The sequence below is a fragment of the Acinetobacter sp. YH12106 genome (genome assembly GCF_013418995.1).
GTDB lineage: Bacteria > Pseudomonadota > Gammaproteobacteria > Pseudomonadales > Moraxellaceae > Acinetobacter > Acinetobacter pseudolwoffii.
On sequence record NZ_VPAV01000027.1, the window covers coordinates 1 to 18,373 of the forward strand.

General features: G+C 42.8%; 18 protein-coding genes and 1 pseudogene. 3 read left to right on the forward strand and 16 right to left on the reverse strand.

Translation table 11 applies throughout. The features are described 5' to 3' along the window. Positions 1-110, forward strand: a pseudogene (locus FTU45_RS13470) (IS5/IS1182 family transposase); the annotation flags it as partial. 225 nt (positions 111-335) lie between these two features. Here the strand turns inward: FTU45_RS13470 and FTU45_RS13475 are convergent. From FTU45_RS13475 to rpe, 3 genes are all read right to left on the reverse strand, one after another. Next, a complete protein-coding gene (locus tag FTU45_RS13475) occupies positions 336-818 on the reverse strand; it encodes a methylated-DNA--[protein]-cysteine S-methyltransferase (protein ID WP_100328961.1) in 483 nt (160 codons plus the stop codon). 74 nt (positions 819-892) lie between these two features. After that, the gene (sugE, locus tag FTU45_RS13480) at positions 893-1,210 is read right to left on the reverse strand and encodes a quaternary ammonium compound efflux SMR transporter SugE (RefSeq protein ID WP_005095886.1); all 318 of its coding nucleotides are present in this window, start codon (positions 1,208-1,210) and stop codon (positions 893-895) included. 629 nt (positions 1,211-1,839) lie between these two features. After that, positions 1,840-2,526, reverse strand: coding sequence for a ribulose-phosphate 3-epimerase (gene rpe / locus FTU45_RS13485; RefSeq protein ID WP_005172476.1), 687 nt, complete (start codon positions 2,524-2,526; stop codon positions 1,840-1,842). 171 nt (positions 2,527-2,697) lie between these two features. Here rpe and FTU45_RS13490 point away from each other — a divergent pair, with 171 nt between their 5' ends. After that, positions 2,698-2,976 carry a DUF2218 domain-containing protein gene (locus FTU45_RS13490; protein ID WP_005095882.1) on the forward strand — a complete coding sequence of 93 codons (279 nt, stop codon included), beginning with the start codon at positions 2,698-2,700 and terminating at the stop codon, positions 2,974-2,976. Positions 2,977-3,388: 412 nt separating this feature from the next. Here the strand turns inward: FTU45_RS13490 and fghA are convergent, their stop codons facing one another. From fghA to FTU45_RS13525, 7 genes are all read right to left on the reverse strand, one after another. Continuing rightward, positions 3,389-4,225: an S-formylglutathione hydrolase gene (fghA, locus tag FTU45_RS13495; RefSeq protein ID WP_100355870.1), complete on the reverse strand. Its 837-nt coding sequence runs from the start codon at positions 4,223-4,225 to the stop codon at positions 3,389-3,391. Positions 4,226-4,269: 44 nt separating this feature from the next. Next, positions 4,270-5,652, reverse strand: a complete 1,383-nt coding sequence (locus FTU45_RS13500; RefSeq protein WP_100328963.1) for a C13 family peptidase — start codon at positions 5,650-5,652, stop codon at positions 4,270-4,272. 121 nt (positions 5,653-5,773) lie between these two features. Continuing rightward, positions 5,774-6,595, reverse strand: coding sequence for a class I SAM-dependent methyltransferase (locus tag FTU45_RS13505; protein WP_218949446.1), 822 nt, complete (start codon positions 6,593-6,595; stop codon positions 5,774-5,776). Further along, the gene (locus FTU45_RS13510; RefSeq protein ID WP_005095875.1) at positions 6,589-7,413 is read right to left on the reverse strand and encodes an undecaprenyl-diphosphate phosphatase; all 825 of its coding nucleotides are present in this window, start codon (positions 7,411-7,413) and stop codon (positions 6,589-6,591) included. Before FTU45_RS13510 ends, FTU45_RS13505 begins: the two co-directional genes overlap by 7 nt. Positions 7,414-7,429: 16 nt before the next feature. Continuing rightward, positions 7,430-8,095, reverse strand: a complete 666-nt coding sequence (gene tsaB / locus FTU45_RS13515; protein WP_180076567.1) for a tRNA (adenosine(37)-N6)-threonylcarbamoyltransferase complex dimerization subunit type 1 TsaB — start codon at positions 8,093-8,095, stop codon at positions 7,430-7,432. A gap of 136 nt (positions 8,096-8,231) precedes the next feature. After that, complete coding sequence (locus FTU45_RS13520; RefSeq protein WP_180076578.1) at positions 8,232-8,759, reverse strand: gamma carbonic anhydrase family protein; 528 nt, start codon at positions 8,757-8,759, stop codon at positions 8,232-8,234. Between the two features lie 24 nt (positions 8,760-8,783). Further along, positions 8,784-9,392 carry a CoA pyrophosphatase gene (locus FTU45_RS13525; RefSeq protein WP_004646038.1) on the reverse strand — a complete coding sequence of 203 codons (609 nt, stop codon included), beginning with the start codon at positions 9,390-9,392 and terminating at the stop codon, positions 8,784-8,786. Between the two features lie 123 nt (positions 9,393-9,515). On the opposite strand from FTU45_RS13525, the gene FTU45_RS13530 reads away from it, so the two are divergent. Then, entirely contained in the window at positions 9,516-10,064 is a 549-nt protein-coding gene (locus FTU45_RS13530; RefSeq protein WP_171294139.1) for an NUDIX hydrolase, read from the forward strand. Between the two features lie 59 nt (positions 10,065-10,123). Here the strand turns inward: FTU45_RS13530 and FTU45_RS13535 are convergent, their stop codons facing one another. From FTU45_RS13535 to FTU45_RS13560, 6 genes are all read right to left on the reverse strand, one after another. Next, positions 10,124-12,055: a hypothetical protein gene (locus tag FTU45_RS13535; protein WP_180076568.1), complete on the reverse strand. Its 1,932-nt coding sequence runs from the start codon at positions 12,053-12,055 to the stop codon at positions 10,124-10,126. 21 nt (positions 12,056-12,076) lie between these two features. Next, positions 12,077-13,207, reverse strand: a complete 1,131-nt coding sequence (filE, locus tag FTU45_RS13540) for a putative pilus assembly protein FilE (RefSeq protein ID WP_180076569.1) — start codon at positions 13,205-13,207, stop codon at positions 12,077-12,079. Between the two features lie 7 nt (positions 13,208-13,214). Next, the gene (locus tag FTU45_RS13545) at positions 13,215-14,879 is read right to left on the reverse strand and encodes an OmpP1/FadL family transporter (protein ID WP_180076570.1); all 1,665 of its coding nucleotides are present in this window, start codon (positions 14,877-14,879) and stop codon (positions 13,215-13,217) included. Between the two features lie 12 nt (positions 14,880-14,891). After that, positions 14,892-16,097 carry a hypothetical protein gene (locus FTU45_RS13550; protein WP_180076571.1) on the reverse strand — a complete coding sequence of 402 codons (1,206 nt, stop codon included), beginning with the start codon at positions 16,095-16,097 and terminating at the stop codon, positions 14,892-14,894. A 34-nt stretch (positions 16,098-16,131) separates the two neighbouring features. Next, the gene (locus FTU45_RS13555; protein WP_180076572.1) at positions 16,132-16,965 is read right to left on the reverse strand and encodes a C39 family peptidase; all 834 of its coding nucleotides are present in this window, start codon (positions 16,963-16,965) and stop codon (positions 16,132-16,134) included. 185 nt (positions 16,966-17,150) lie between these two features. Then, the gene (locus FTU45_RS13560) at positions 17,151-18,146 is read right to left on the reverse strand and encodes a DUF6160 family protein (protein WP_180076573.1); all 996 of its coding nucleotides are present in this window, start codon (positions 18,144-18,146) and stop codon (positions 17,151-17,153) included. Between the last annotated feature and the right edge of the window lie 227 nt (positions 18,147-18,373).

Genomic DNA, 18,373 nt, shown 5'->3' on the forward strand with positions numbered 1-18,373 from the left:
AACTTAAACATTTTCGGATATTAACAGAACGCTATAGAAATAGACGGAAACGCTTTGGTCTAAGAATGAATTTAATTGCTGGAATGGTGAATTGGATGCTCTTAAATTAACTTTCGCAAGAGATCTAATGTAATTCAGGGTCTTTTAAAGACCGTTTGACATGGGTACTGACCGTGAACTCACCTAACTTTTCTTAAAAATGGCTTAAATAATTTAAAAACAATCACGCCAAAGAACAGCAGAAAAATCCACCATACACTGGACCAGAGCGAACTTAATATCTGTAATGTAGAATGTTCAATATTCTAATTTTCATTTATTTTAAGACTTCGATCTTAATGCGTTCGCTCAATATTTAACAGAATTTCTTTTTTATCCAAACCACCGGCGAAGCCCACCAGCTTGCCGCTACTGCCAATCACCCGGTGACAGGGTGCAATAATCGAAATCGGGTTTTTCCCGTTGGCTGCACCCACGGCACGCACTGCTTTAACATTACCCACCTGCTCGGCAATATCGCGATAGCTTCGGGTCTGGCCATAAGGAATATTCAGCAGAGCCTGCCAGACTTTTTTCTGAAAATCGGTTCCGGCAAAGTCCAAAGGCAAGTCAAAAACATTGCGCTGACCAGCAAAATACTCCTGAAGCTGGCGTCTGGTTTCAATCAATAGCGGATGCTGCAGATCTTCCACCAAGGTCGCCAGTTTCACCCGATTCGGCTGTTCACAATCCCAAAGCACAGCTACCAGTGCGGTGTCATTCGCGACCAGTCGTAACTGACCGACTGGAGAATCCATATAGAGATAACTTAAGTTCATGCTTACACCCTGTCCCGGATCAGCGGAGTTTATTTTCTATTTTAACTCAGTTCACCGAGACAGGCTGAAACAAATTATGAAGAAGATACTTTCATCAGCACCAGACCGGAAATAATCAATACTGCAGCCAGCATACGCATGGCCGATGTCGGCTCACCCAGAACTAAAATCCCGATCAGAAATGAACCCACAGCCCCGATTCCGGTCCAGATCACGTAAGCTGTGCCTAATGGCAAAGTACGCATGGCATAGGCCAGTAAGGCAAAGCTGAGAATCATAAAGAAAATGGTGATGATACTTGGCGTTAATCGGGTAAATCCTTCGGACAATTTCATGGAATATGCCCAAACGATTTCAAAAACACCTGCGAATATAAGTGCAATCCAGGCCATGCAGCCCTCCTCTTTTATCTAAGAATCAGGCCGTCCTGACGATTTTTCCTGTGCATTTCAGCATGAAATAGACAAGGGAGGTCGTTCCTCCTACCTATAAAAAATTTTATAAAACCAGATTACGCACACCTGATTATTTTTACAAAACATGACTCTTAGAGATGCAACTTAACCTGATCTTACTCAAATCTTCAAGACATTTGTCGCTGCTGTTATTATGGTAGATATTCAAAATGATCATTCAGAAATAGCCCCTATGATCAGGCAAATTCAGCAACAACAATTTCACAAAAATAAGTGCAGCATATCAAGTTATACACATCCATTAAATTTAAATAACGAGCAAAGAGATTACACAATGAAATACAATTTCAAGACCTATTGATCACTTTTTATTTAACATGATTATGAACCTGTGATGAATAAACAACCCCTAAACAAGAGGGGTTGGAAGGTATAAAAAGAACCAAATTTGAGCTCTTTTTATACAAATTTCGTCTAAGGCATAATCAATCTGGCTACAAACGATTACATTTTACACAACATATCCATATGGTTACCCACATGGATATCTACACACTTATCCATAAAGTTATCCACATATTTATGTGCATACTACTTTTTAGCGATTAGAGTTGAACCTGACCGACTTTGGCTAATTCTGCACGCATTTCATCAATTACAGCTTTATAATCCGGCTTGCCAAAAATAGCAGATCCGGCGACAAACATATCCGCCCCCGCTTCGGCAATTGCACGAATATTGCTTGGGGTAACACCGCCATCGACTTCCAGCTGAATATCACGCCCTGAAGCATCGATCAGTTTACGGGCCTGACGCAGTTTATCCAAAGTCATCGGAATGAATTTCTGTCCACCAAAACCCGGGTTTACACTCATCAACAGAATTTGATCTACTTTATCTAATACATAATCCAGATAATGCAGCGGTGTGGCCGGGTTAAAGACTAAACCGGCTTTTGCACCACCCGATTTGATCAACTGTAAAGAACGGTCAATATGGTCAGATGCTTCCGGGTGGAAGGTAATGATATCGGCACCTGCTTCAAGGAAATCCCCGATCATACGATCTACCGGTTTCACCATCAAATGCACATCAATCGGGGCTTTGATCCCATAGTTTTTCAATGCCTTACAAACGCCTGCACCAAAAGTCAGATTCGGTACATAATGATTATCCATCACATCAAAATGAACAACATCTGCCCCTGCTGCCAAGACGTTCTCGACTTCTTCACCTAATCGGGCGAAATCGGCAGATAAAATTGAAGGTGCAATTAAATATGGCTTGGACATGGGAGAACCTGGCTAGCTAAAATTGGATTTTTCTCATTATAACAAATCCAGTCCGGCTACTGTGACCTTGATGTTGCAAGAATAAAACGCTGTGTAACGCTTTAAGGCTTATGAATGCCTTTCAATTTGGTTTAAAGTCCTGACAAGGATAAAAAGTTTAGAGGAGTAAGAATGCAAAGTACCGCCCAGATCCAGACTCAACAGGCGCAGCGCCTTGCCAAACGCCTGGCCAATCACTGGAAGCATAAGTTTACCATCGAAGAAACAGACCAGCAGTTCCTGATTCATTTTCCGAGTGCAGAGCTGATGTTAATTCCTCAGACTGAGCACTTGCTGGTGACCATCCAAAGTAGCGATGAATCTACCGATTTCGATAAACTGGAAAATGTGGTTCTGGATCATCTCATTCGCATGGGACAGGAAGATTTAACAGCAGACTGGCAAAGATAAGCGATAAAAAGCCCTGTTATTCAGTAATGCCAGTCAGTTAAGGAATTGACTGGCATTTTCTTTTTCAAATTCATGATTATATCTGATAGATAGAAAAGTCATCCGCAACTGTTTGAGGCATGAGGTGTATTGCACCGCAAGATTTAAAAATGATTGTTTCTGCGACAAGCTTACTAGTCGATGGTGGCTGACGAGTTTTGCGGTGAGGAGTGTTGCTCCGCAAGATGCCTTCCTTGCGAAGCTTCGCTTCTCATTTGGGCGAAACCAAAGTAACAAATAATTTACAAGAATTTGATTTATAAAATTAATACTCCGCTGTGAGTGACTAAAAAATTAAAGAGTCTATTTCTAAACTCCTTAACTGATCAACATTACTGTTATTCAGGGCTTTTTTATATGAATAATGTTAAATTTAAGGCTGAAGCTGTACCGCATGAAACTGTAGATGGTCATCCATAAAACTTTGAATAAAGTAATAGCCATGATCATAACCCTGATGTTCACGCAAGGTCAGCGGCTGGTTCACGGCATCACAGGCCTGCTGGAACAGCGCCGGATTCAGCTGGCTATAGAACTGGTCTGAAAAACCCTGATCAATCAGGATGTCAGCGAATAAAGCCCCTTTCTCTTTAACCAGTGCAGTCGCATCATGCTTGAGCCATTCTTCACGGTTTTCACCCAGATAATTCGAGAAAGCTTTGTCTCCCCAAGGACATTGGCTTGGTGCACAGATCGGTGCAAAAGCCGAAACTGAACTAAATTTTTCTGGATATTTAAAAGCCAGAGTCAATGCACCATGTCCGCCCATACTGTGACCGAATATGCCGATCTTGCCCGGCTGAATCACAAACTCTTCTGTGACCAGTGCATAGAGTTCATCGACGATGAAGCTTTCCATCTGATAATGTTCAGCCCACGGCGCTTCGGTGGCATTGATATAAAAACCTGCTCCCTGACCGATATCCCAGTGATCGCCTTCTGCCACAGCTTCACCGCGTGGCGATGTATCCGGTGTGATTAAAATCAGGCCCAATTGTGCTGCCAGACGCTGCGCATGTGCCTTAATCGCAAAGGTTTCCTCGGTACAGGTCAAGCCTGCCAGATAAAACAATGCCGGACAGCTATGACCTTCTAGGGCTTGAGGCGGCAGATAAATGCCAAATTTGGTCGATGTTTTCAGTGCTTTCGAATCAAAGCGATAAATCCGCTGTTCACCTTCAAAGCTCCTATTGTTCTGTACGAGTTCCATGGCATATTCCTTATGATTGCAGCATATCTGCTGATGACATTGATCTAAGGTGATTGTGTCATTGTACTGGTTTGCGGAAATAAACGTTGTTCCAGCTGTGGCAACATCAATTGCATATTCTTGCCAATCACCCATTGCGGTTCTGAAGGCTCGAAGCCTTGCGCTGATTCCCATTTTGCTACGGTATCTCTGGCCTGTTCGAACGCGGCTTGCAGACTGCTATTTTCACGCATCGCTTCATCAAAGAATGCACGGCCAAAATAGGTATAATCCGCTTCATTGGAGCAGCCAAAAGACTGACGGTCAGCTGCCGAAGCCGTAACCACCAGGGTATTGTCATTCTGCAGGGCCGAAGCAAAGCTGCCGGAAAAACAGGCCGAGATCACAATCACACGCCAGCGAATGCCTGCTGCATCCAGTGTTTCACGTAACCATTTTGGATCGACCTGTGCCAAATCCAGCGGCGCATTTTCCATTTCAAACACATTTGGCAGACCATGAGAGGTCATATATAAAAATAACACATCACTTTCACGGTTCATCTGCTGGCCCATACGGCGCAATGCCAGTTCCATACTGGTTTTGGAGGCAATCGGCATGGTGGTACGTGTCGCCGGATGATTGACCAAAGCAATAGAACGGCCATAAGTGCCAAAACGGGTATCAAACTGCTCTTTAATCCGCTCGATTTCAGAATGAAATACATCCTGATAACTTGCGCCAGCCACGCCCATAAAATACCAGTGCGATTGGGCAAATTCACCGTATTCGATATTTTCCAGGGCTTTATTCAGCAAAATTGGCTGCGCATAAAATGCATCTTCGGCAAAGCTCGGTGGAATTTCTTCGACTTTCCAGATCGGTTGATCTTTGACTGAAATTTGCCAGACCACCAGCGTAAACAAGGTCGCCAGCATAATCAGCGCACGTTCCCACCACGGCCATTTTAATTCACGTGAAATTACCCAGACCACAGCCAGACTTTGCCAGACAAATAACATGACAAACAGGGTCGGAATATAGTCATAGAGGATATAAGGCAGATAGTCCAGATCGCCCAGATATTGAATCAGGCACTGGAACAGCATGATATGGGTATCTAAAACCAGCCATAACAATGCCGGCACCAGCATCAAACGCAGGTTATTGATCCGTTGCGACAGAAAGATACCCACAATCAGCGCAATAAAAGGCCAAAGTGCATAACTAATCAGACCTTGAGAGTTAAAATCTCCCATACGGCCTGAACTGAGCCAGCTAAATAGGCTGTTGGCACAACCACCCAGAATCCCCCAGAACACCAATTGCATGATCGATGGACGAACCAGTTGCAATGAACGCCGAGATCCCAGAAATAACCACATCCCGGCAATTTGGTTGCTCTTAAAATCGTGCCAAAAATTAATGGAGGGTTTAAAGTCGATCATAGAATTTCAAGGAGATCAGTGGCTCGCTAAGGTGCTGAATAAGTTTATGCTTGATAACGGTTTTATCAATGCCAATTGTTAAATATACAACAAATCCTTGCTTAATATTGAAACAATTATCTTATTCAGCCACAAGTTCATGCTGAAAATATGCATCAAAACGGCAGGCATCACCCTGCCATTGATGATGAGGTTCTTTTTCTGCCAAAAACACCGCCAGACGTGGACGTTTGACTACCACACGTTTGGCAATTTTTTGCGCCAATTCCAACAGGTTATCTCCCAGATCCATTTCGCCATCTTCAGGCAAAAGCATGTGCAAGAGCTGCATCTGTTTTTTGACTTGCGCCTGTTTCTTGACCGCCTGCTGGTTCTGATCCCGCTGCGGGAACATCGGATCCAGATAGACCACATCTACAGTTCGATGCTGCTCGGCTTGCTGCTTCAGATAATCGGCTGAATCAGAAAAGACCAGTTGAATCCGTGATACGACTTGACTCAGAAATACATCAGATTGTGCACGGGTATGGGTATCTTCAAGTAAAGTAAATAATATGGGATGTCGTTCGACCAGCGTGACTTGGGCACCTAAATGCGCCATCAATAAACTGTCATGTCCCAGACCCGCGGTGGCATCGATCAAGCTCGGTTTCTCGGCTAAATGACAGGCACGTGCAATCATTTCAGATTTTAAAGATGCACGTTTTAAACGTCCGGTCTCGGCTTGCCAGTCCGGTTGCATTTTCATGCCATGGGCACAAAGCCAAAGTCCATTCTCATCCACACATAAGGCCAGTTCAGGATTCAGACGAAAGAAACGTGCATTGAGTTTTTCAACCGTTTCAATTTCGACCTGCACCCCACGAGAAGAAAGCACAGCCCCGAAGTGCTGTGCTTTCTCTTGATCGTCAGATTCGGCATATAAGCGAATCGCGCTTACCATAATTTCCAACCTGTATAGGCAAATAATAAAATCAGCAGACCCGAAGCAATACGATACCAGGCAAAGATCATAAAGTCGCGTTTAGCGACATAAGCCACCAGCGCGCGGATGAGTAACAGTGCCGAAATAAAAGAAACCAGAAGCCCGACCCCGATCACGGCCCAGTCTTCAGTAGTATTTAGCACATCATAACTTTGATAAAGATCCAGCAGGCCGGCACCAATAATGACCGGAATACCCAGAAAGAATGAAAATTCAGTCGCGGCCTTACGTGATACACCTAAAAACATCGCACCGATAATGGTCGCACCTGAACGAGAGGTTCCCGGAATCAAGGACAAGACCTGAATCAGACCAATCCAGATGGCATCTTTAATACTGAGATCTTCAACTTCATGTGCACGAACTTGAGGCGGATGTTTTTCAATCCAGATAATGATCAGGCCACCCACAATCAAACCAATGGCAATGGCAATATCATTAAACAGAAACTGTTTGACCGTTTGCCCCAAGGTCAGTCCAATCAATATAATTGGAATCGAGGCCAAAATCAGGCCGATCCCTAAGCGACGACCCTGTGGCTCACCGCTGACAATTCCGGTTGCTGCTCCCCAAAGACGGGCCCAATATTCATAAATTACCGCTGCAATGGCACCCATTTGAATGGCAATGACGAATACATCACTCTTTTCCTTGGTCCAGAAATTCATTAATTCTGATGCCAAAATTAAATGGCCAGTACTGGAAATCGGCAAAAATTCGGTAATACCTTCGATAATACCCATGATTGCCGCTTTGAGTAGCAGTAAAAGATCCATGCTTTATCCTAATTAATTATGCTTTGCCTTGTTCAGGAATTTTTTTCCACGCGTTATCACGTAAATACACCGGCAGCGCCAATTCTGCACTGACCCAGTTTTCTGTGTGTGCTGCTGCACGTGCGATGCTGGCAATATCCTGTGCGGTCGCATGCACATTTTTATACATTGAAGCTTCAGTTTGTACCAGCTCAGCACCAGAGCCCACCGGCGTAAACCGAACAGCTTGACTGCCTTCGGCATAACTTAATAATTGTTCTTCATCGACCGGCTGCATGATCCCCTCTGCATCCAGTTGATAGCTCGCGATATAAACTTCGCTCATGCGTGCATCTAACACGGCAGAAACTTCAGTCAGACCATGTACACGGTAGGCTGCTTGTGCCAAAGCCTGCAAAGTCGACACCGGAATCACTGGCAAATCATTGGACCAGGCCAAGGCCTGAGTTACGGCAGCATTAATGCGGACACCGCTAAAAGAACCCGGACCACGACTAAAGGCAATCGCGGTTAAATCGCCAATCGCCAGTCCAAGATCTTGCAGACCTTGTTCAATCATCGGGAGAATCGTTTGCGTTTGTGCCTTGGCGCGCGCATCAAGCTGAAAAAATAGTTCTTGAGTATCATCGATTACAGAAACGGAACACTGCTCATTGGCAGTCTCCAATGCCAGCACTTTCATGCACAACCTTAATTCAGAGAATATAAAAAACGCGGATATGATACTCCACTCATATCCGCTACGCGAGATTTTCCCGAAACAGATACAAAAATGCCTAGAAAATCTAGGCTTATGATTCACTCAATAAAAGAGTGCCTTAGAGTTGCACTTCTTCCAAATCCTGAAATTTCTGAAAATGCTCGGCATAATGCATGGCGCTCATTGTTAATTTTTGAATACTGTCTTCATCCAGCGTTTTTACCACTTTACCGGGTGAGCCCATCACCACAGAATTATCTGGAATCACCTTGCCTTCCGGAATCAAGGCATTGGCACCAATAATACAATTCTTGCCAATCACGGCATTGTTTAGAATGACTGCCTGAATTCCGATCAGGCTGTTATCACCAATGGTACAACCATGCAGCATGGCCTGATGCCCAATTGTCACATAATTGCCAATACTCATCTCAATGCCGGCATCCGTATGCAGTACTGCATTTTCCTGCACATTACTAAAGTCACCCAATTTGATTTTACTGTTATCTGCACGTACTACGGCACCGAACCAGACACTGACTTGTCGTCCAAGCTCAACTTGTCCAATCACTGTTGCCGTTGGTGCCACCCAGCCATCCCAGGGCTGATGTGTAGCGGTAGGTAAGTGTCCCTGAAATTTGTACAACATTGATAAAATCCTGTTCAATGGTTAAAAAAATTTGGAGCGTTTAAAGGTTGGAGAATTAAGCAAGAATGGCCAGTCTTTTTTATAATCCAGCCCATATTGAAATAAAGAAATCAGCATACGTGCGGTCAAGCCCCAAACCACTTCATTTTCTACCCGCATACTCGGAAAATATAAAGATTGCTGGGCAAAACGGACTTCATAGGGTGTGGGCGTCACTTCAAGCAAATGCTGCAATGAAGCAAAGAAAATCCGGTCAATTTCTGTTGGTTGTGGAATCAGTTGCACTTGCGGAGGAATCAATCCCACAATCGGCTTGACCAGCATACCATTTCGGGCTTTTTGCATGGGCAAATCACCCATTAAATGCACATCAAAGGGGTTCAATGCCGTTTCTTCATAGGCCTCTCTTAAAGCCACCACAATATTACTGGTATCTTGCGGATCACGCTTCCCTCCGGGAAATGAGACTTCTCCAGCATGATTATTCAAATAAGCTGAACGGCGCGTCAGCAATACTTTGGGGTCAGCTTCATCTGTAATTGCAATCAACACGGCAGCATGCGCAGATCGGATACGCTTGGAAAAACGTAAGCGTTGCTGCAACCTTTGTGTCAATTCACATGCATCCATTCTTTCAGCCCTGACGATGATCATAATTTCATCATAGCTGATTTTAGTCTGGGCGGGAGAGAAATGATGCCAAATTTTGGTTTTTCAGTTATCCTGAGCATACTTTTATCATTGATGATGAATATGAACTTCTGTGTGAATTGTGGACATAAAACCACTGCTAAAATTCCTTTGGGCGATCAGCAAATTCGCAGCGTATGTGATTCATGCGGCTCTATTCATTACATTAATCCGAAAGTGATTTGTGGCACTTTGGTCTTATTCGAAAACAAAGTACTGCTCTGCCGCCGTGCCATTGAACCACGCTATGGCTTATGGACTTTACCTGCCGGCTATATGGAACTGTTTGAAACCATGGAGCAAGGGGCTGCACGGGAAACCCGCGAAGAAGCCGAAGCTGAAGTAGACATTGAACAGCTGTACTGTATGTATAACATTCCACGTATTGGTCAGATTTATGTACTATTTAAAGCCAATCTGATTGATGGAAAATTTGGTGCGGGTGAAGAGACCATCGAAACACGTTTATTTGATGAAGCAGATATTCCCTGGACTGAACTTGCCTTCCCGAGTGTAGAACATACCCTCAGACATTATTTTGAAGACCGTAAAAATAATATTTTTCCAATGCATCTGGAAACCTTAGGCACACGTCTAGACCACACGGGTTAAATCTAATATGCATAAAAAAATCCCATACTAAGATAGGATTTTTTTATTTTTAAGAAATATTATTTGGCTTTGACTTGGTAGCAATCCGCAAGCTTAAACTCAACCGAACCACCGTTTAATTTTGCCAGGTTTATATCTGCCGGTGTTTCACCCTCATTGTTACTATTATAAACTTTTTGAAAACTGGCATAGGTATTGGCCCATTGTACTCCATCACCTGCCGAATTCAGGAAAGTTACACGCCCATTCTGGCCGACATTAGTATCCAACACATTAGATAAATTGAGCAGCGCACCACCGATCACAATCGAATCCCTAGAATCCGGTGAAGACTGGATGCGTGAATCTACCCCTACCAATGCACCATTGATATTACCAAACTTTTCATTGGCCAAAATCAGGCGCATGGAAACCGCTTTATCAGCGACAAATGCACGTCCCAAAGTCCCGAGGCGGTATTGTTGTATGTCTTGATGATCTAAGAGCGTATCTGCCAACACATCGCCTTGACAGCCATTCACCGGATCAGTCGCGAAATTATTAGAGGATTGCATATTGGTGCGTACATCACCATTACTGTCAATTACAATTCCTAAAGTAATTGGGCTGACAGTGGTATCTGTAAATTTAAATTCCAGATTGGCATACATTGGGAAAATGTATTTCTCCCCATCTGCGACGTTCTGCGCTGTTTTAAAGACCTGACGATCCAGATAACTAATCGGGAAAATCTTGTAGAGATCAATGCTTCCCGTATAGTTTTCACCATCGGCCTGCAAACGCCACAATCCCAAGTTAGCTTGATCGGAAGTATCCAGCGATTTTTTATCAGTCACCACCTTATAGAAAGCTTCTTTACCCGCAATCACATAATCATTCAATAATCTGCCTTGATATAACTCAAGCTGAGTCGCATTATTTGCGACATTCAGGCGGTAAGGCATGTTAATGGTTTTACTGGTTGGATGAATCCATGAACTTTGTGGATCAGCGGTCATTTGTACCGGTTTCACCTTACGGATGAGTTCAGCATTAACTCCCCCTAAGGAGGATAAATTTTCTTTCGCCACTTTTGACTGAGTATCACGCCATTGCAGGCCACTGCCAAAGGTGTAGCCCTGGCGATCGGTAATCAGCATAAAATGGCCAAATAAATATTTAGTATTCTTATTCTTAATATCACAAGGGCTTTGATTACAACCCACCAGTCCATCTGAACCCGTCAGGTTACTTCCAATCACGCCGGATGTTGAAAATAATGAAAATTCTGGCTGATACACAGCTGCATTGGCAATCGTCACCAGTTTTTTGACTGTGGCAAAAGCGACCTCATCAGAAATTTGACTAATATCAATAAAATCTTTGATTTTAGTCGCCAAATCAGTATCAGTCAGACTAATATTTCCACTGATTTTAGCCAAATTTTTGCGCATCTCTTCAGTAATATATAAAGGCTGCACATCTGATGGATTAACAATACGCCCCTCTTGTAACGCCAAAGCTTGCAGAATTTTAACCAGACGCATGGCAACCTGAACGGTAGGATCAGTAGGCACCAAATCACCTACACGACGTCCGCTAATCCCACTTGCAATATCGATTACACTTAAACGCGGCAACTGGGTCTGGGCACTAAAACTGGCATAATCACTGAGTTTTATTTGACCTAAATTAATCTTATTCGAACCAAAACTTTGAATAGAAAACTCAATATTATCGGTCTTTTGGCAGGTTCCAGAAGCTACCCCATTTTTACTGTCAAATAAGGTAATAAACGTATTTTCTGTATCGCCACTACAGTTGAAATTTAAACCATCAAGCGGATATTCCAGCCCCCATTCCACACAGTTAGTTTCACCGGGGGTACAAGCACCATTTTCCGTAGCTTCATCACCTGGTTCTTTTATAACATTGGCACTTTCCCCACCACATCCGCTCAGTGCCATTAAAAGTGTACTTATAGCAAATGGAAATAATATTTTATTTTTCATATTCTTATACTCGAATAGTCCTTATCGAATGGCGACTAATTTTAGTTGTCCATGATTTGTCAGCATCTTGTCTTCAACATCTATCGCGGAGGCCAAAGGCGTCAATAATACATATTCACTTTGTGCAGGAATCTGGAGAACCCCTTCGATACGCTCATGTTGAATAATATTCGCCTGTTCTTCCTGATTTTTAAAACCACCCGCTCCTTCAAGCACACAGCCACGACTGTCCAAAAATACAACAAAAGGCCAATAATACGTTGGATTTTTCTGGCTAGAGGCATAAGAGTTGATCTGAATATTCTGGATACCGGATTGAAGCTTTACCACTTCAAAATCAAATTCGTCTGCTTTAAGAGGCGCACGAGGCCACAGGTTAACTGCTTTTTTAAGGCTGATTTCTTTCGCTTTTTTAATTTTCTTATCAGTAAAACACTGCATGCCCAAGCTATCGATAGTCTCCGACTGTGAAATACGATAATAACTTTGAGCCAGTACCACAGGACCGGAATCTACTTCTGGAGTTTGAAACAAGGATTTTAATACGGATTGTCCCACCCCTTTTTCACGCTCAATGGTCTGGATCCGGGTAGTTCCGATATTTTTATCTACTACTCCTTCGGGCATGCTATAGAAACGTTTTTTGCCTTCCAAATTAAATTCTTTATTTTCCAGATACTCACTATCTACATATTCAATGCCTTCAACCTGGCTAAATCCCGTTTTTTGTATGGTAGCAACAGAAGATCCAGTTTCAGCATCAGAAATTTGAGGAGCTTTAGATTCAGGTATTAATTGTGGTGTAGACTCAATCTGTGCTTGTGCAATATGCGGTTGTACTGGTTGTACTGGTTGTACTGGTTGTACAACCATATTATGGCCATGCTTAGGTTTAACTTGTCCATTTTCTACGACGGGCACTTTTTCTAAGTCTTGCTTTACAGGTGTGGAATGAACTGCTGCAATTCCTGCTGTTTTCGACAATCGAGATTTGTCCTCAGTTTTTTTCTCTGCATTATTACGGGGTACGACTAATGGTCGTCCATCCGGACCAATAATCGTAATAAATTCTTTAGCGCTTGTATAAAAAGACACGGATACCAGACTTAATGCCAGTACCGCTGTCAATCCAACGTTCCCTGTCTTGATCATTTCTTCCTTACCAACGAGTGCGATAGTTCAAACCTAAAATGGTAATCTTGGTATCTGTTTTCACGTTTAAACCTGCATATGGGTTTAATAACAGGTTATTCACGCCGGTCTGGTTAGCTAAACTACTGGTATTTGCTGGAATTTGATCTTTACTGCGCAAGAAACCAATCGAGAGATCCAAATCAGTATCTGCATCAAAACGATAACCCACACCTAATCCAAATAGCTGTGCACCATTAATAGGAACCATCGTATTGCGCTTATTTTTTGGAATAGCGCTGGTTCGTGGCTCATAACCTGCGCGAAGTTTCAAACGGTCGGTGGCGGAATACTCCATCCCGATTCCGAAATTCCACGGCGATTCGAATCCCATCGGCAAAGCCAACGTGGAATCAGTGACATTAGCAGACAAGATTTTGGCAATTTTTAAGGCTGAAATGGTACGGTCAAACTCGAACTTAAACTCATCCCAAACCTTGTAGTCTGTCCAGCCAATATCAAAATTTACCTGCAAATCTGGCATAACTTTATATTTGATACCTGCCTGAAAATGCGCTGGATATTCAAAATCCATCGACACCAAACCAGACTCACTGGATGGAATATAATTAGGAAACCCAAGAATTGCTGCCAGAATCTGACCCGTCGGTGAAGTCATTAAACCCTTGATCATTTCCTGTGGTGCTTTGGCATTATCAATATGATATTTACCTTTTAAGCGCATTTTTGCCGCACTTTGGTAGACCATACCAAAACTGAAATCTTCGCGTGGCTCCCACAATATCCCGAGGTTATAGCTTGGACTTAAATTCTGTTCAAGCTCCAGTTGCATCTGACCAAACTTGCCAAATGGGTTCATTCCCTCATCCGCATTACAGATCCCCAGCAACAGAATATCGGTAATAATGTCGGAGTTTTCTTTAAATGGTGTACAGACAACTTCATCGATCATACGCAACATCCCGATTAGCTCATTCGGGAAACGTAAATCTGTTTTCATCCCAATGGCTTGATAGGACATTCCGACAGAAGCACCAATGGACAGTTGGTCATTGACCTCATAACCAATCGATGGAGACAGGTAAGTAATCCGCTCCAAAGCAACTTGCTGCCCCATAAAATTTGCCGGGTTACCATCTTCATGACCAAAACCAGCCATGAGAGGAGCATAAACAGCAGTCGCATAGGTCGCTTTAGAACCAGGTGGATTGTATGCGATCCCCATGGTCGGTGCAGTCAAAGGAAGACCTTCCCCTAAATCCACCATTTTTTTCAGAAAAGGGACATAAAGGCTGACATATTCCACATCGCCTTTGACCGGGCCTTTAAAATCGGTACACAAATCAGATGAAACTTCAGGACCGTCATTACAGACGATAGGATCATCAGAATAGCCAAATACGTTATATCCGGCGGGTACTGAAAACTCACGCTGGATATCAAAATTAGCCACAATGATTTGCTGTTCGGTTTGCAAACCATCAATTTTAGTTAGAGCAGCCGGGTTAAAGTGAATGGCATTGACTCCCGGGGGATCCGCCGTAACTGCATTCCCCATGGACAATGCACGTAAATCAACCGAAAGGTTGGTTCCCAATTGTGCAAAGGTATAACTTGAACAGCCCGCAAGAATAATTCCTGTTAATAACGGGCTAAGTCGAATGTTTTTCATACGACACCCCTATTAACTGATTTTTTTACCAAAACCTAAAATATCAAGCGGGAATGACAATCCCAACGAAACATCCGGTGCATCTTCGGTCAGCCCTAAGCCAACGGTACCATTAACAATGGTTTCTGGAGAGACTCGTACACCTAAGGAAATTGCAAAGGTAGAACTGGTCTGATCCGCAGCAGAATAGCTTTCACCCGTGTCATATTTAAATTCAGCACCGGTGTTAAAGCTTTGCTGATAGGACATGGTCATCGAAACGTCATAGTTAAATGAATATGCAAAACCAAAGGCAAAGCCTCCACTAATCCCCGGTTCGAACTCCTCAATCCCCCGTCTACCACGACGCTGGTTCAGGCCTGATTCTTTAAAACCATAGTTTGCAGAAACGGAGGCAAACAGCACGACCGGATCGATGTATTTACGTGTACTGGCACCCACTCCTGCTGAGTAATAGCCCTTCCCTGCTGCCAGATCTGTCGCTGCATTGATTTCATAAGGACTGTCACCCGTTTTTGTTGATAAATTACCAAATAAAATTAAAGGTAAACGGCCAGCTTTTAATGGAAATGGTTCCCAGCGTGCCCCAACACTGATATCACCTAGTCCGGCAGTCGAGGTGTCTTTTAACAAGTCGGTCTTGGCCACTAAAGGCAAGGATGCAGTTAAGGTCAGGTTATCTTTTACCCCATATTGGAATGTGAAAGTATTTGTCAAACTATGCGTGGCATTCTCTTGTACACGAAGTTGATATAGTTGACCCTGAGCCATTTCGATATCAAGTTGAGTGTCACGATAGTAGGTATAATCGATATCGTAATATGATGAAATATCACCTTTTTTAATGAGTGAGTACTGACGTTCATTTGAAGTAAATACTTCTTCCAGATTAGCTGCTTGGGTAGCATCACCTTCCTGTTTCTGTAAAGCTTGGGATGCATCTGCTACTTGTTTAGTCTGAGCCTCTACCGGTGCGGCAGTTTCACTCACTGCTTCTTCAGCTGTTTCATATCCACCGAGTTCCGGCTCTTGTGCAGCCTGTGTTTCCACTTGCTCAGTCTGGGCCTGTACAGGTACAGCAGTTTCAACAATAACTTCCTCATCAACCGTTTCGTATTCACCCAGTGTCGGCTCTTCTGCAGCAAATGCAACGCCCATAACCATTTGAATGCTCAGTGCCAAGAACGTCTTGTTCATCCATTTACTGTTCATATCCATTTCACCATTTTAATTTTTATTACTATTTTTCATTTTATTTATTCTTGTAATACAATCTCAGGAAATTATATTGATATTCTCCAAATTTTTCTGATTCTGTATTACGGTTGCGGTCCATACGGATCGTGGAAGCTTTGTCGGCAATTTTATCCATATAGAATTGTGGATACTGCATATCAACCAGGGCATAACGATTAATCGTGGCATCTTCTACATGACGCATGTCTGCTTCTTTTAAGGCCAGGAAGTTTTTACGATATTGCTCGGGCACATTAATTAAGAATAGTGTGTTATTTTCCCAGACATCCTGAAAACGCTGCTCGTCGAAACTGATGTTACCAAGTGCGGGATCTGCAACATACACCCGCCCATTTTTATAGCCTTTATATACCACGAAATGTTTGAATCCGGCATAAGAAATCGGAACGATGGCAGGCTGATTTTGCTGGACTAAATCTTTGAATTCCCCTCGATAGCCTCCACTTTCTAGCCCCAAAGCTGAGACAAAACGCTTCATATCAAGCAGAGAGAAACTGCGGCGTTCAATAATTTTGTCAGTTTCACCGAATTTCATCAGTCCGTTCATGACTTGCTGTTCGTCTAGCTGCGTACCGATATATCCATTAAGCAAGGTGGTCAACGCTGCCGAGCCACAACTATAATCATAAGCCTGACGTACAATGCCCTGAAATTGATCCAGAATTGCCGGTTTAACCTGCACAGCTTCACGGTGCATGCGTACAAAGGAATCATTTCTTGAGTCGAGAACTTCAGTATAGTGAACAGCACCCAAGGGCTGTTTTTTGATATCCAGAGCTTCTTTGGCAGCGTAATACATCAATGCCGAGCCCAACGCGATCTCTAACATAATTATTAACTTTTCTTATATGGGCATGATGTGCCTATTTTTCTTTTTATAGAGTATTCACTCTACTTCCCTGTAACTAGAAAGATACCTTCTTTTTCAAAAAAATACAGCATTTTTTTTATTTTTTGGATAAATGCTTCAGTCATAAAAAAAGCGCGTGTCAACACGCGCTTTTTTATAGAATATTAACGACCTGAAACAGTAATAATTGATCCAGGAATATAGCCTGTAGATTTATTACCGTAGGAGGTTTTCATCCCTTGAATTTCTACATCACCGATAGATCCACCTACATTTGTACCACGCGTAACGTTAGCATAAGACGGAGCTGCCGCACCTAAGTGAACACCTTGGATATAAATATCTGTACCTGCAAAGTTCGCATCTTTAACACTGGTAATTTCTAAACCATCTGTAGTCACAGAAATTTTTGCTTCGATCGCTAAATCTGTACTGTTTGCATCAGCCACCTGGATTTTGCCCAAAGTCACTTGACCACCACCTGCGTTATCCAAAATACCTAGATCTTCAATCGTTAAACCACCAACCATTGTTGTATCAAGTAAAATCATTGCACCTTGAGGTGAAGAACCTAATTGAATGTTAGCAGCCATTTGACCTGTCTTAATTCTTAAGCCACTTAAGATTGCCTTTTCAGAACCGTCAGCCACTCCGCGACGAATGCCTGTTGCATTCACATCACCTGATCTTGCAACGCTGATCTCGCCAATATCAATATCAAGACCTGAAACTGCAGCAGCAATGTTAAGGAATGCACCATCTGAACTACCATCACTGTCAATTTTCAAATCCATCAAATTACGAGATGATAGAAGTGCATCATAATTCGCAGTAATAGTAATACCATCAATAGCCAATGCACCAGCAGCTCCGCTATTAGGACCACCATTAACAGCTTTACTTACAGCAGTACCCGCAACTGGTGCCTGAGGGTTACTGAAATTAAGTGGTGTATAACCATAAGTTGAGCCATCAGCTAAACCATCATTATCATGAATATACATTTTTGCAATTTCAACTTTGGAAATACCAATACCAATGTTAATACCATCTTGACCCGTTGTTTCGCTTAGAGATGCATCATCCATTGCCTGCATCGCCATCGCATTGGCACTAAATGCAACTGAAGTTGCAAGAACTAATTTTGTGAATTTTTTCATTGTTTACTCTCCCAAGAGTACTATTTTTTTTGGTTGTGAATTACTCAGTGTTTAGGCTGTATTTTTTATTTTCTGACAGCTTAAGCATCTTTCCTTGAGTAATTTGCTAGCCCACTTAAATTAGCCTTGAGTCAGTTTTTGATCAACTGTTGTTGGTCGCAATCTGTCGCTTACCGATAAACGGTATTTGATGATTTAAAAATATTTTCCTGTCTTCTTGATATAAA

Bases quoted from the DNA above. Each gene is read 5' to 3' on its own strand.
- FTU45_RS13475 (WP_100328961.1), bottom strand. From the start codon at position 818: ATGAACTTAAGTTATCTCTATATGGATTCTCCAGTCGGTCAGTTACGA.
- sugE (WP_005095886.1), bottom strand. From the start codon at position 1,210: ATGGCCTGGATTGCACTTATATTCGCAGGTGTTTTTGAAATCGTTTGG.
- rpe (WP_005172476.1), bottom strand. From the start codon at position 2,526: ATGTCCAAGCCATATTTAATTGCACCTTCAATTTTATCTGCCGATTTC.
- FTU45_RS13490 (WP_005095882.1), top strand. From the start codon at position 2,698: ATGCAAAGTACCGCCCAGATCCAGACTCAACAGGCGCAGCGCCTTGCC.
- fghA (WP_100355870.1), bottom strand. From the start codon at position 4,225: ATGGAACTCGTACAGAACAATAGGAGCTTTGAAGGTGAACAGCGGATT.
- FTU45_RS13500 (WP_100328963.1), bottom strand. From the start codon at position 5,652: ATGATCGACTTTAAACCCTCCATTAATTTTTGGCACGATTTTAAGAGC.
- FTU45_RS13505 (WP_218949446.1), bottom strand. From the start codon at position 6,595: ATGGTAAGCGCGATTCGCTTATATGCCGAATCTGACGATCAAGAGAAA.
- FTU45_RS13510 (WP_005095875.1), bottom strand. From the start codon at position 7,413: ATGGATCTTTTACTGCTACTCAAAGCGGCAATCATGGGTATTATCGAA.
- tsaB (WP_180076567.1), bottom strand. From the start codon at position 8,095: ATGAAAGTGCTGGCATTGGAGACTGCCAATGAGCAGTGTTCCGTTTCT.
- FTU45_RS13525 (WP_004646038.1), bottom strand. From the start codon at position 9,392: ATGGATGCATGTGAATTGACACAAAGGTTGCAGCAACGCTTACGTTTT.
- FTU45_RS13530 (WP_171294139.1), top strand. From the start codon at position 9,516: ATGAACTTCTGTGTGAATTGTGGACATAAAACCACTGCTAAAATTCCT.
- FTU45_RS13535 (WP_180076568.1), bottom strand. From the start codon at position 12,055: ATGAAAAATAAAATATTATTTCCATTTGCTATAAGTACACTTTTAATG.
- filE (WP_180076569.1), bottom strand. From the start codon at position 13,207: ATGATCAAGACAGGGAACGTTGGATTGACAGCGGTACTGGCATTAAGT.
- FTU45_RS13545 (WP_180076570.1), bottom strand. From the start codon at position 14,879: ATGAAAAACATTCGACTTAGCCCGTTATTAACAGGAATTATTCTTGCG.
- FTU45_RS13550 (WP_180076571.1), bottom strand. From the start codon at position 16,097: ATGGATATGAACAGTAAATGGATGAACAAGACGTTCTTGGCACTGAGC.
- FTU45_RS13555 (WP_180076572.1), bottom strand. From the start codon at position 16,965: ATGTTAGAGATCGCGTTGGGCTCGGCATTGATGTATTACGCTGCCAAA.
- FTU45_RS13560 (WP_180076573.1), bottom strand. From the start codon at position 18,146: ATGAAAAAATTCACAAAATTAGTTCTTGCAACTTCAGTTGCATTTAGT.